This window comes from Xanthomonas sp. AM6 (assembly GCF_025665335.1).
GTDB lineage: Bacteria > Pseudomonadota > Gammaproteobacteria > Xanthomonadales > Xanthomonadaceae > Xanthomonas_A.
This window is the reverse complement of record NZ_CP106869.1, coordinates 333,725-344,924: the sequence shown is the minus strand read 5'-3', so window position 1 is coordinate 344,924 and position 11,200 is coordinate 333,725. Positions and strand designations below refer to the sequence as shown.

10 protein-coding genes are annotated in these 11,200 nt (G+C 71.0%); 5 read left to right on the top strand and 5 right to left on the bottom strand.

What is annotated here, in order from left to right; all coding sequences use genetic code 11:
- Window positions 1–15: 15 nt before the first annotated feature.
- From OCJ37_RS01465 to aceB, 3 genes are all read right to left on the bottom strand, one after another.
- On the bottom strand, window positions 16–1,062 hold the full coding sequence (locus OCJ37_RS01465; RefSeq protein ID WP_263111911.1) for a GGDEF domain-containing protein: 1,047 nt from the start codon (window positions 1,060–1,062) through the stop codon (window positions 16–18).
- Between the two features lie 281 nt (window positions 1,063–1,343).
- On the bottom strand, window positions 1,344–2,639 hold the full coding sequence (aceA, locus tag OCJ37_RS01460; protein WP_263111910.1) for an isocitrate lyase: 1,296 nt from the start codon (window positions 2,637–2,639) through the stop codon (window positions 1,344–1,346).
- Window positions 2,640–2,781: 142 nt separating this feature from the next.
- Window positions 2,782–4,425, bottom strand: coding sequence for a malate synthase A (gene aceB, locus OCJ37_RS01455; protein ID WP_263111909.1), 1,644 nt, complete (start codon window positions 4,423–4,425; stop codon window positions 2,782–2,784).
- 108 nt (window positions 4,426–4,533) lie between these two features.
- Here aceB and OCJ37_RS01450 point away from each other — a divergent pair, with 108 nt between their 5' ends.
- The 4 genes from OCJ37_RS01450 to OCJ37_RS01435 all read left to right on the top strand — a co-directional run bounded on the left by OCJ37_RS01450 (window position 4,534) and on the right by OCJ37_RS01435 (window position 8,342).
- Entirely contained in the window at window positions 4,534–5,502 is a 969-nt protein-coding gene (locus OCJ37_RS01450; RefSeq protein WP_263111908.1) for a LysR family transcriptional regulator, read from the top strand.
- Window positions 5,503–5,799: 297 nt separating this feature from the next.
- Window positions 5,800–7,062, top strand: a complete 1,263-nt coding sequence (locus OCJ37_RS01445) for a cation:proton antiporter (RefSeq protein WP_263111907.1) — start codon at window positions 5,800–5,802, stop codon at window positions 7,060–7,062.
- A 123-nt stretch (window positions 7,063–7,185) separates the two neighbouring features.
- Window positions 7,186–7,920, top strand: a complete 735-nt coding sequence (locus tag OCJ37_RS01440) for a helix-turn-helix domain-containing protein (RefSeq protein WP_263111906.1) — start codon at window positions 7,186–7,188, stop codon at window positions 7,918–7,920.
- 71 nt (window positions 7,921–7,991) lie between these two features.
- Window positions 7,992–8,342: a VOC family protein gene (locus OCJ37_RS01435; RefSeq protein WP_263111905.1), complete on the top strand. Its 351-nt coding sequence runs from the start codon at window positions 7,992–7,994 to the stop codon at window positions 8,340–8,342.
- A 74-nt stretch (window positions 8,343–8,416) separates the two neighbouring features.
- Here OCJ37_RS01435 and OCJ37_RS01430 read toward each other — a convergent pair whose 3' ends face one another.
- On the bottom strand, window positions 8,417–9,049 hold the full coding sequence (locus OCJ37_RS01430; protein WP_263111904.1) for a TetR/AcrR family transcriptional regulator: 633 nt from the start codon (window positions 9,047–9,049) through the stop codon (window positions 8,417–8,419).
- Between the two features lie 134 nt (window positions 9,050–9,183).
- On the opposite strand from OCJ37_RS01430, the gene OCJ37_RS01425 reads away from it, so the two are divergent.
- Entirely contained in the window at window positions 9,184–10,218 is a 1,035-nt protein-coding gene (locus tag OCJ37_RS01425; protein ID WP_263113545.1) for an MBL fold metallo-hydrolase, read from the top strand.
- A 117-nt stretch (window positions 10,219–10,335) separates the two neighbouring features.
- Here the strand turns inward: OCJ37_RS01425 and lepB are convergent, their stop codons facing one another.
- Window positions 10,336–10,965 (bottom strand): signal peptidase I, encoded by a 630-nt coding sequence (gene lepB / locus OCJ37_RS01420; RefSeq protein ID WP_263111903.1) that lies wholly within the window; start codon window positions 10,963–10,965, stop codon window positions 10,336–10,338.
- Window positions 10,966–11,200: the final 235 nt, after the last annotated feature.

Here is an 11,200-nt window from a genome sequence, read left to right as displayed (position 1 = left end):
GGCGGGCGCGGCGGGTCAGTAGGCGGCGGAGGCGAGGTCGTGCCAGTACAGGCAGTTGCCGCCGCGGCGCTTGGCTTCGTACAGCGCGGCGTCGGCGTTGGCGTACCAGTCGTTCCAGTCGGACTGCGGATCGACCCGGCCGATGCCGATGCTGACCGGGCAGATATGCGGCGAGGGATGCGGCACGCCGAGCAGGTTCTGCACCGTGGCGATCACGAACTCGCCGATGCGGCGCAGGTCTTCCTCGTTGCCGTTCGCCACCAGCAGGCAGAATTCGTCGCCGCCCAGGCGGCAGGCGATGTCGTCCTCGCCGGCGACCGAACGCAGGATGTTGGCGACGTTCTGCAGCACGCGGTCGCCGACCAGGTGCCCGTGTTCGTCGTTGATGTGCTTGAAGCGGTCGCAGTCGATCAGCAGCAGACCCGGTCCCGGCGAGCGGCCGTCGCGCAGGCATTCCTGCAGGCGCAGGAGCAGGCCGCGGCGATTGTGCAGGCCGGTCAGTTCGTCGGTGCGTACCAGTTCTTCGGTCTGGCTGAGCTGGTGGGTGGTGGCGTAGAGGTTGTCCAGCGCCGCCTCCAGGTCGTGGTTGCGGCGGCGCAGCTGGCGGATCAGGGTCTGCTCGTTCATCACCACGCGCATGATGGTGCGGCGCAGGAAGTAGGCGACCAGGCCCGGGTCGCGTTCCACCAGGCGCTGGAAGTCGTCGTGGTCCAGTTCGACCAGCACGCCGTCGCTGGCGGCGATCGCATCGGCGCTGCGCATGTGGCTGCCGATCAACAACCCGAGTTCGCCGAAGAATTCGCCATGTCCGAGATGCTTGACCACCAGGTCCTCGCCGAAATCCAGATCGATCACGCCGCTGCTGATCACGAACATGGCGCTGCCGCCGTCGCCGCGCCGGAACAGCACGTCGCCGGCACGCACCGCCCGCGAGCGGCCGAATTCGGAAAACAGGCGCAATTCCGCCGCAGTCAGCACCGCCAGCTCGCTGGGCTTGGGCGCGACCACGCCACCCATCGGAATTGTCTCGCGTACGTTGGATGCGGCGCTGTCGCGGCTCATCCGGGCCCCCACTGGCTCCTGGCGGCGCTCGCCATCGTGCACGCAGCATAGCACCTGAATGCAGTGGTCACGATGCGGTCACAGGCGATCTCGCACACGGCGGAGACCGGCAACAGGCCGGAAATCGCGCGGCGTCGGCGCTGCCGCAAACGCCTGTCGCAAATCGTAGACACCGCGGCGGCGCGCACCGCCGGCGCTGCGGCGCGCGCAAAAAAAAGCCCGGGCGAACCCGGGCTCCCCTCCCTTGGGGATTCGGCCAGCAACGCGCGCCTGGCTGCAGGTCAGGCGGCCTTCTCGCCGTGGAACTGCTCTTCCTCCGTCGAGCCCTTGAGCGCGGTGGTGGAGGACTGGCCCTGCTGGATCGCCTGGGTCACCGCGTCGAAGTAGCCGGTGCCGACCTCGCGCTGGTGCTTGACCGCGGTGAAGCCGCGATCGGCGGCGGCGAACTCGGCCTCCTGCAGCTCGACGAAGGCGCTCATCTGGCGGCGCGCATAGCCGTGCGCCAGGTTGAACATTGAGTAGTTCAGCGCGTGGAACCCGGCCAGGGTGATGAACTGGAACTTGTAGCCGTAGCGCGCGATCTCCTTCTGGAAGGTGGCGATCGTGGCGTCGTCCAGGTTCTTCTTCCAGTTGAAGCTCGGCGAGCAGTTGTAGGCCAGCAGCTTGCCCGGGAACTTGGCGTGGATCGCCTCGGCGAACTGGCGCGCGAACGCCAGGTCCGGCTTGCCGGTCTCGCACCAGATCAGGTCGGCGTACGGGGCGTAGGCCAGGCCGCGGCTGATCGCCTGGTCCAGGCCCTTGCGGGTCTTGAAGAAGCCTTCGACGGTGCGCTCGCCGGTGGTGAACGGGCGGTCGTTGGCATCGATGTCGCTGGTCACCAGGTCGGCGGCCTCGGCGTCGGTGCGCGCGACCAGCAGCGTCGGCACCCCCAGCACGTCGGCGGCCAGGCGCGCGGCGTTCAACTTCTCCACCGCCTCGCGGGTCGGCACCAGCACCTTGCCGCCCATGTGCCCGCACTTCTTCACCGAGGCCAACTGGTCCTCGAAGTGCACGCCGGCGGCGCCGGCCTCGATCATCGCCTTCATCAGCTCGAAGGCGTTGAGCACGCCGCCGAAACCGGCCTCGGCATCGGCCACGATCGGCTGCAGGAAGTCGATCTCGTCCTTGCCCTCGGCGTGGTGCAGCTGGTCGGCGCGCAGCAGCGTGTTGTTGATGCGCTTGACCACCGCCGGCACCGAATCGGCCGGGTACAGCGACTGGTCCGGGTACATCTGCCCGGCCAGGTTGGCGTCGGCGGCGACCTGCCAGCCGGACAGGTAGATCGCGTTGAGCCCGGCCTTGACCTGCTGCATCGCCTGGTTGCCGGTCAGCGCGCCCAGCGCGTTGACGAAGTCCTTCTCGTGCAGGTACTTCCACAGCTTCTCGGCGCCGAGCCGGGCCAGCGAATGCTCCACGTGCACGGTGCCGCGCAGGCGCACCACGTCGGCGGCGGTGTAGTTGCGGGTGATCCCGGCCCAACGCGGATTGGTGTCCCAGTCGTGCTGGATCTGTTCGGCGGTCTGCAACGTGGTGCTCATCTTGCGTTCTCCTCGGAATGGATACGGCGATGGAACGGTGGAGCGGTCGTGCGGGTGAAAAGACGCGGAAGGCTCGGAAGGGATCAGACCCAGGGACATCGCTTCCACGATTCCCCATGCCCGAATCCCCACTCCCGGCCTTTCAATCGATCATCTGGTAAGCCGGCAACGTCAGGAACTCGGCCAGTTCGTCGCTGCGGGTCAGCGCATCCAGCAGCGCGATGGCATCGTCCACGCGGTTGCCGCCGGGCAGCAGCGCGCGCTCGCCCAGCCGCGCCGGCAGCTGGCGCATGCACGTGTCGAACAGCGCGAAGTCGATCGCGGTGCCGTCGTCCAGGTGCAGGCCGCCGACGTGCAGCCACTGCCACAGCTGCGCACGGCTGATCTCGGCGGTGGCGGCATCCTCCATCAGGTGGTGGATCGGCACGCAGCCGTTGCCGTCCAGCCACGCCGCCAGGTAGCGCACGCACACCTCGATGTTGCCCTCGAAGCCGGCGCGGGTGATGGTGCCCGCGGACGGGGCGATCAGCGTGTCGCGGTCGGCCTGCACGTCCTCGCGGCGCACATCGTGCTGGTTCGGCGCGCGCATGTGCTCGTCGAAGATGGCGCGGGCGATCGGGATCAGCGCCGGGTGCGCGACCCAGGTGCCGTCGTGGCCGGCGGTGACCTCGCGCAGCTTGTCCGCGCGCACCCGCGCCATCGCCTGCTCGTTGGCCGCCTCGTCGTGGCCGATCGGGATCTGCGCCGCCATGCCGCCCATCGCATGCGCGCCGCGGCGGTGGCAGGTACGGATCAGCAGTTCCGAATACGCCTTCAGGAACGGCTGGGTCATGGTCACCTGGCCGCGCTCGGGCAGCACCTTGTCCGGGTGCCGGCGGAAGGTCTTCAGGTAGGAAAAGATGTAGTCCCAGCGGCCGCAGTTCAGGCCGACGATGCGCTCGCGCAGCGCATGCAGGATCTCGTCCATCTCGAACACCGCCGGCAGCGTCTCGATCAGCACGGTGACCTTGATCTGGCCCTGCGGCAGGCCCAGCATCGCCTCGATGTGCGACAGCGCGGCCTCCCACAGCGCCGCCTCTTCCATCGACTGCAGCTTGGGCAGGTACAGGTACGGGCCGCGGTCCTTGGCCTGCAGCGCGCGGCCGTTGTGGAAGGCGAACAGCGCCGCGTCGAACAGGCCGCCGGCCAGCGGCTGGCCGTCGACCAGCACGTGCTTCTCGTCCAGGTGCCAGCCGCGCGGGCGCACGATCAGCACCGCCTGCTCCTCATAGGGCTTGAGCGCGTAGCGCTTGCCCGGGCTGCCGTCGCGCGCCGGCGGCGCGCTGAAGCTCAGCGTGCCGGCCACCGCCTCGGCCAGCGCGCGCTGGCCGGCGACCAGGTTGCGCCAGGTCGGCGCGGTCGAGTCCTCGAAGTCGGCCATGTACACCTTGGCGCCGGAGTTCAGCGCGTTGATGACCATCTTCGGATCGGTCGGGCCGGTGATCTCGACCCGGCGGTCCTGCAGCGCCGCCGGCAGCGGCGCCACGCGCCAGTCGCCGTCGCGGATCGCCTGGGTGTCGGTGCGGAAGTCCGGCAGGCCGCCGGCGTCGAACCAGGCCTGGCGCTCGCGCCGCGCGGCCAGCCGTGCCTGCCGCTCCGGCTCGATCGCCCGGTGCAGCGACACCAGCAGGGCCAGCGCCGCCGGCGGCAGCAAGGCGTCCTGGCCGGCCAGCGAGGCGGTCAGGGTGATGCCGGGGGTGGAACGCTCGGCGGGAGGGGAAGAAGCGGCGAAGGCGGCGGCGGACATGGTGGGGTTCCTCGGTGTTTCCGGGCCCTCACCGTGCTTCCGAAGCAACTATTTGACAATACAGTTTTATCAATGCATTAAATAAGTACACCTTATAGTTGTCACGCCATGCCCACGCGCGGCACCGCAACCCCCCGTTTTCCCTACAAATCCGACCGGCTCAAGCCGCTGCGCGCGTTCTGCCAGACGGTGCGGCTGGGCTCGGTCTCGCGGGCGGCCGAGGCGCTGTTCGTCAGCCAGCCGGCGGTGACCCTGCAATTGCAGGCGCTGGAACGGGAACTGGGGGTGGTGCTGTTCGAACGCAGCGGGCGGCGTCTGATCCCCAGCCGCGAGGGCCAGCTGCTGTACGAAATGGCGCAGCCGCTGGTGCAAAGCCTGGACCGGCTGGAGGCCGATTTCCGCGAGAAGGCGCGCGGGCTGGATGCCGGCGAACTGAACATCGCCGCCAACAGCTCCACCATCCTGTACCTGCTGCCGAAGATCGTGGAGAACTTCCGCGCCCGCCATCCGGACGTGCGCCTGACCCTGCACAACGCGATCAGCGCCGACGGCACCGACCTGCTGCGCGAGGACGCGGTGGACCTGGCGGTGGGCTCGATGCTCGACGTGCCGGCCGACCTCAGCTACGCGCCGGTGTACCGCTTCGAGCAACTGCTGATCGCCCCGCGCGACCACCCGCTGGCGGGCAAGCCCAAGCTGACCCTGGACGACCTGTCGCCGTACCCGCTGATCCTGCCGCCCAAGCGCCAGGTGACCTACCGCCTGGTCGACCTGGTGTTCCAGCAGGCGCGGGTGCCGTACACGGTGGCGCTGGAGGTGGGCGGCTGGGAGGTGATCAAGCAGTACGTGGCGATGGGCATGGGCATCTCCATCGTCAGCTCGATCTGCGTCACCGAGGCCGACCGCGGCAGGCTGGCCACGCGCTCGCTGGGCGATTATTTCCCCACCCGCAGCTACGGGGTGGTGGTGCGCAAGGGCAAGTTCCTGTCGCCGCAGGCGCGCGCCTTCATCGAACTGATCCAGCCGGACCTGTTCACCCCGCGCGGCTACGACGAGAGCGGGCCGTCGGAGCGCTGAGCCACGCCGTCGCCACGTGCGCGCGTGGCAGCGCGGCGCGGATTCGGCGTTGCCGGACGTGGCCGGAGAGGCACCCGGCCGTGCGTGCCACGGCGGGCGGGACGGCTGGCCGGCGGCCTCGATGCCAGCCGCCGCCGCGGCTGACTCGCGCGCCCGGGTCGGCATAGACTAGCCGACGCTGCGCCATCGGCGCTGGGCGATTCGACGGGTCTGCGCCGGGGAGCGGGCCGACGAGCATGCACACCGCGGCCGGCTTGCCCAGCCGCGTCGATCCGATCCAATGGAAGGGCTGATGCGATGAATCCAACCACGCTGTTGCTGGTGCAATTGGCGGTGATCCTCGGCGCGGCGCGCCTGTGCGGGAAGCTGCTGCAACGCTTCGGCCAACCGCCGGTGATCGGCGAAATGGCGGCCGGCCTGTTGCTCGGCCCGATCGCGTTCGGCGCATGGCTGCCGGAGCTGCACGGCGCGTTGTTCGCGCGCGCCAGCCTGCCGCCGCTGTCGGGCCTGGCCAACATCGGCGTGGTGCTTTTCATGTTCATCGTCGGCGTGGAGCTGCGCGCGCCGGAAGGCACCAAGGCGCAGGTGCGTTCGTCGATCACGGTGGGGCTGTCCGGGATCGTGCTGCCCTTGCTGCTCGGCCTGGCCGCGGCGCCGTGGCTGTTCCCGCGCTTCGCGCCGCACGGCATCGGTTTCTGGCCGTTCGCGCTGTTCATCGCCGCGGCGATGTCGGTCACCGCGTTTCCGGTGCTGGCGCGGATCCTCAAGGACCGCACCATGACCCGCACCCCGGCCGGGCGCCTGGCGCTGGGCGCGGCGGTGATCGACGATGCGACCGTGTGGATCTTCCTGGCGGTGGTGCTGACCCTGACCGGCGGCAACGCGCACGGCGGCGTCGGCTTCACCGCGGTGGGCGCCCTGGCCCTGATCGCCGTGGTCTTCGGCGCGCTGCGCCCGCTGTATGCGCGCCTGCTGCGGCCGCGCGTCGGCGACGGCGGCTACGCCCCGGCCGCGCTGGTGTGGGTGCTGATCGGCCTGCTGGCGTGCGCGGCCGCGGCCGAATGGATCGGCCTGCACGCGATCTTCGGCGCGTTCCTGTTCGGCATCTGCCTGCCGCGCGAGGACCGCCTGCTGGAACACCTGGCCGGGCGCATCGAACCGCTGGCGATCACCTTGCTGATGCCGGTGCTGTTCGCGGTCGCCGGCCAGGCCACCAGCCCCAGCGCGCTCGCCGGCGCGGGGCTTGCCGGCTTCGTGCTGGTGGTCGGCGTGGCGGTGCTCGGCAAGCTGCTCGGCTGCACGCTGGGCGCGCGCCTGAGCGGCCACGACTGGCGCGACAGCCTGACCGTGGGCTCGCTGATGAACGCGCGCGGGCTGATGGAACTGGTGGTGATCAAGATCGGCCTGGACAGCGGCCTGATCGGCCCGGACCTGTTCACCCTGCTGTTCGGGATGACCCTGGTGACCACGCTGATGGCCTCGCCGATGGTGGCCTGGTTCCATCGCGAACGGCAGGCCACCGGCGCCGGCGCGCTGGGCGCCGGCCGCTCCAATCGCTGAGCGCCAGATGCCGGGCGGGCCCGCGGTGCTTGCGGCGAACCGGCAACCCGGGGCATCGGCGCACGCCGCCAGGCTGCGCCGGGCCGCGGCGCATGCCGTCCGGTGCACCGGCGCGATCGCGCGATGACCGCCGCCTTGCCCACCGACTCCCGCTACACCGAAACCGCCGCGCCGCCGGCACTGCGCGATCGCCTGCGCTGCAGCTGGCGCTTCCGCCAGGGCGACGCCGATCCGCTGCCGGCGCAGGTGCTGCCCGATGGCTGCGTGGACTTGATCTGGGACGGCCGCGCGCTGTTCGTGGCCGGGCCGGACCGCTGCGCCAGCACCGCGACGCTGGCGCCGGGCAGCGTGCTGAGCGGCGTGCGCCTGGCCGCCGGCGCCGGCGCCGGCCTGCTCGGCGAGCCGCTGCACGCCATCGTCGACCAGCGCATCGCGCTGGAGGCGCTGTGGGGCGGCCGCGGCCGCGACTGGCAGGCGCGGCTGGAAGACGGCGCCGATCCGCTGCCGTTGCTGCACGCGCTGTGCGCCAGCCGCCCGCTCGCGGCGGACCTGCCGATGGCCTGGGTGTTCGCCCAACTGGCCGGCGACGCCGCGCCGCGCATGGCCGACCTGACGCGCAGCCTGGGCATCAGCGAACGCTCGCTGCGGCGCCGCTGCCAGGACGCGTTCGGCTACGGCGCCAAGACCCTGGAGCGGATCCTGCGCCTGCAACGCTTCCTGCGCCTGGCATCGGGCCACGCCACGCTGACCGCGGCGGCGCTGGAGGCCGGCTACGGCGATGCCCCGCACCTGGTGCGCGACAGCCGCCAGCTGACGGGCCTCAGCCCGCGCGAACTGGTGCGGCGGCACGCGCGCTGAGCTGGCCGTTTTCGCCAAGCCGGGCGCCGGCGTGGCGGTGGATACTGGACTCCCTTTTCACGGAGCCCGCCATGCCCCGCGCCGACCAGCAGCACCGCATCGACTACCTGGAATTCGCCGTCGCCTCGATCGCCGCGGCCAAGGCCTTCTACGGCCAGGCCTTCGACTGGACCTTCCAGGACTACGGTCCCGATTACTGCGAGTTCCGCGACGGCCGCCTGACCGGCGGTTTCTTCCACGGCACCGCGCAACCCGGCGGCGCGCTGGTGGTGCTGTACTCCAACGACCTGGCCGACACCCAGGCGCGCATCGAGGCCGCCGGCGGCCGCATCGTGCGCCCGGTCTTCGCTTTCCCGGGCGGCCGCCGCTTCCATTTCGCCGACCAGGACGGCTACGAGTTGGCGGTGTGGTCGGAGGGCTGAGCCGCGGCGCGCGGCGCGGAAACCTTCGATAGCCGGCGGCGCGCCACCGCGATGGCGCGCCACGCGCTACGCGCTCATCCGCGCGCGTAGTGCTTCAGGAACATCTCCGCCGCCGACTCCGCCACCTGCGCCTGCTGCTCCGGGCTCAGCGCCGGCTGGCCCATGGCGATCTGCGGCCAGAACGCGAAGCCCTTGACCAGGCCCTCCAGTTGCTGCGCGGCGAACTGCGGGTCCAGCGGCTGCAGGCGGCCGTCGTCCAGGGCCGCGCGGATCCAGACCGTGGTGCCCTCTTCCTTGCTGCCCAGTTGCGCGATCAGTTCGCGGGCGCGCTCGGGCGAGTGCACGCCCTGGGCGATGGCCACGCGCGACAGGTCGATGAAGGCCGGGTCGTCGAGCAGCCGCAGCTTCTGCTGCAGCATCTGCACCAGCTGCTCGCGCAGCGGCCGCTCCGGCCGGTACGGGACGCTGAGCATGTCCGCGCTGCGCTGCCACAGCCTGCGCAGGATCTCGGCGAACAGGGCGTCCTTGCTCGGGAAGTGGTTGTAGACGGTGCGCTTGGACACGCCGGCGCTGGCGGCGATGCGGTCCATGCTGGTCGCGTCGAAGCCCTGGCTGCGGAACTCGGCGATCGCCGCCTCCAGGATCGCCTGGCGCTTGCGCTCGGTCAGGCGCACCGGGGCCGGCGCGGGGGCGGATGAACTGGACATGGGGGAAGTTTACACCGGGCAGTTTACTTTTCTGGAAAGAAAACTACACTGTGTAGTGTAAGTTCCGCCGGCGTCCATCCGATGCCGTCCCTTCCCTCCTGATGGAATCCGCCGTGCTCGCCTCCGCCTGCCAGATGTCCCCTTCGCCGTCGCATGCGGCCTCGCCGCAGTACCGCGACGGGCGCTTCCGCAATACGGTGCCCACCGCGACCAGCGCGCTGGGCTTTTTCCCGACCCTGCGGCTGCTGTGGGAGTTCGCGTTCAACAAGCCGGCGCACACGGTGCCGCCGCGGCCGCTGCCGGTGCTACCGCTGACCCGCGCGCAATTGCTGGCCGCGCCGGACCACAGCCTGTTCCGGCTCGGCCACTCCACGGTGCTGATGAAGCTGCGCGGCGGTTTCTGGCTGACCGATCCGGTGTTCTCCGAGCGCGCCTCGCCGTTCGCGTTCGCCGGCCCCAAGCGCTTCCATGCGCCGCCGATCGCGCTGGACGATCTGCCGCCGATCGCCGGGGTGATCCTGTCGCACAACCACTACGACCACCTGGACCGCGCCACGATCCGCCGCCTGGCCGACCGCGTCGGCGTGTTCGTCACGCCGCTGGGCGTGGGCGACCTGCTGCTGCGCTGGGGCGTGGACCCGGCCAGGGTGCGGCAGCTGGACTGGTGGCAGTCGACCACCGTGGACGGGGTGACGCTGACCGCGACGCCGTCGCAGCACTTCTCCGGCCGCGGGCTGTTCGACAGCGGCCGTTCGCTGTGGTGCTCGTGGGCGATCCAGGATCACGCGCTGAAGGTGTTCTTCAGCGGCGATAGCGGCTACTTCGACGGCTTCAAGGCGATCGGCCAGCGGCTGGGCCCGTTCGACCTGACCCTGATGGAAACCGGCGCCTACGACGCGCAGTGGCCGCACGTGCACATGCAGCCGGAGCAGAGCCTGCAGGCGCACCTGGACGTGGGCGGGCGCACGCTGCTGCCGATCCACAACGGCACCTTCGACCTGGCCCTGCACACCTGGCACGAACCGTTCGAGCGCATCGTCGCGCTGGCAGAGGCGGCCGGCGTGCCGCTGGCCACGCCGCGCATGGGCGAGCGGGTGGACCTGGACGCGCCTGCCGCCGGCGGGCGCTGGTGGCGCAGCCTGGCCGAGGTTCCCGCGGCGGCGCGCTGACGCGCAGGCGGGCAGACGCTCCGACCGCCAGCGGCGGCATGCGGAGCCTGCACCGGCGTCGCGCGCGGATACTGCGCAGGCCGGCCGCGTCTTGCGACCGGCACGCGCGCAATCCCGCTACAGCGGCGACCACTCCAGGCCTTCGCCGCGGCGGTAGTACACCGCCAGCGCCTTGCCGTACACGCTGTCGGCGTCGACGAAACCGAAGTAGCGGCCGTCCAGGCTGTCGCCGCGATGGTCGCCGACCACCAGCAGCTTGCCGGGCGGCACGCGCACGTCGTGCAGGTCCGGGCCGCCGCCGGCGTCCAGGTCCAGTTGCGCGATGCGCGCGCCGAAGCGTTCCCTGTCGCCCTCGCCGCCGAGCTGCAGCGGCTGGCCGTTGATCGACAGGTGCCCGTCGCGCATGTCCACCCGGTCGCCGGCCACCGCCACCACGCGCTTGATCAGGCGGGTGCCGTCGCGCGGCGAATCGAACACCGCCACCTCGCCACGCTGCGGCCGGCCGCGCTCGAGCACGCGCCACAGGGTGAACGGCACGCGCAGGCCGTAGGCGCTCATGTCCACCGCGACGCGGTCGCCGGGTTGCAGGGTCGGCTGCATCGAACCGGTGGGCACCACGTAGTGGTTGGCGAACGAGGAGCGCGCGGCGGTCAGCAACAGCAGCATCACCGCGATCGGCAGCAGTTCCTTGCGCGTCCAGCGCGCGGCGCGGTGCAGGCGGGAGTCTTGCGGGTCGGTCGAGGCCATGGGACACCTGTGGGATCGGGGCGGGCGTGCATCGTGGCGATGCCTTGGCGACAGTGCGCGCGTGGCCGCGTGGCCTGCCAGTGACGGAAGGCATGGGTGGCGCTTCCGCCGCCGGGAGTCGGGCGCTGACGGGTTCACGGCTGTCGGGGCTGAAGCCCCTCCCACAGTGCACCCGGCCGGCAAGCGCATGCGCTCCATGAGAGAGGCCCCTGAAGCCTCGGACCATCGGTTGCGG

Bases quoted from the DNA above. Each gene is read 5' to 3' on its own strand.
- OCJ37_RS01425 (WP_263113545.1), top strand. From the start codon at position 9,184: ATGTCCCCTTCGCCGTCGCATGCGGCCTCGCCGCAGTACCGCGACGGG.
- OCJ37_RS01435 (WP_263111905.1), top strand. From the start codon at position 7,992: ATGCCCCGCGCCGACCAGCAGCACCGCATCGACTACCTGGAATTCGCC.
- lepB (WP_263111903.1), bottom strand. From the start codon at position 10,965: ATGGCCTCGACCGACCCGCAAGACTCCCGCCTGCACCGCGCCGCGCGC.
- OCJ37_RS01445 (WP_263111907.1), top strand. From the start codon at position 5,800: ATGAATCCAACCACGCTGTTGCTGGTGCAATTGGCGGTGATCCTCGGC.
- OCJ37_RS01430 (WP_263111904.1), bottom strand. From the start codon at position 9,049: ATGTCCAGTTCATCCGCCCCCGCGCCGGCCCCGGTGCGCCTGACCGAG.
- aceA (WP_263111910.1), bottom strand. From the start codon at position 2,639: ATGAGCACCACGTTGCAGACCGCCGAACAGATCCAGCACGACTGGGAC.
- OCJ37_RS01450 (WP_263111908.1), top strand. From the start codon at position 4,534: ATGCCCACGCGCGGCACCGCAACCCCCCGTTTTCCCTACAAATCCGAC.
- OCJ37_RS01465 (WP_263111911.1), bottom strand. From the start codon at position 1,062: ATGAGCCGCGACAGCGCCGCATCCAACGTACGCGAGACAATTCCGATG.
- aceB (WP_263111909.1), bottom strand. From the start codon at position 4,425: ATGTCCGCCGCCGCCTTCGCCGCTTCTTCCCCTCCCGCCGAGCGTTCC.
- OCJ37_RS01440 (WP_263111906.1), top strand. From the start codon at position 7,186: ATGACCGCCGCCTTGCCCACCGACTCCCGCTACACCGAAACCGCCGCG.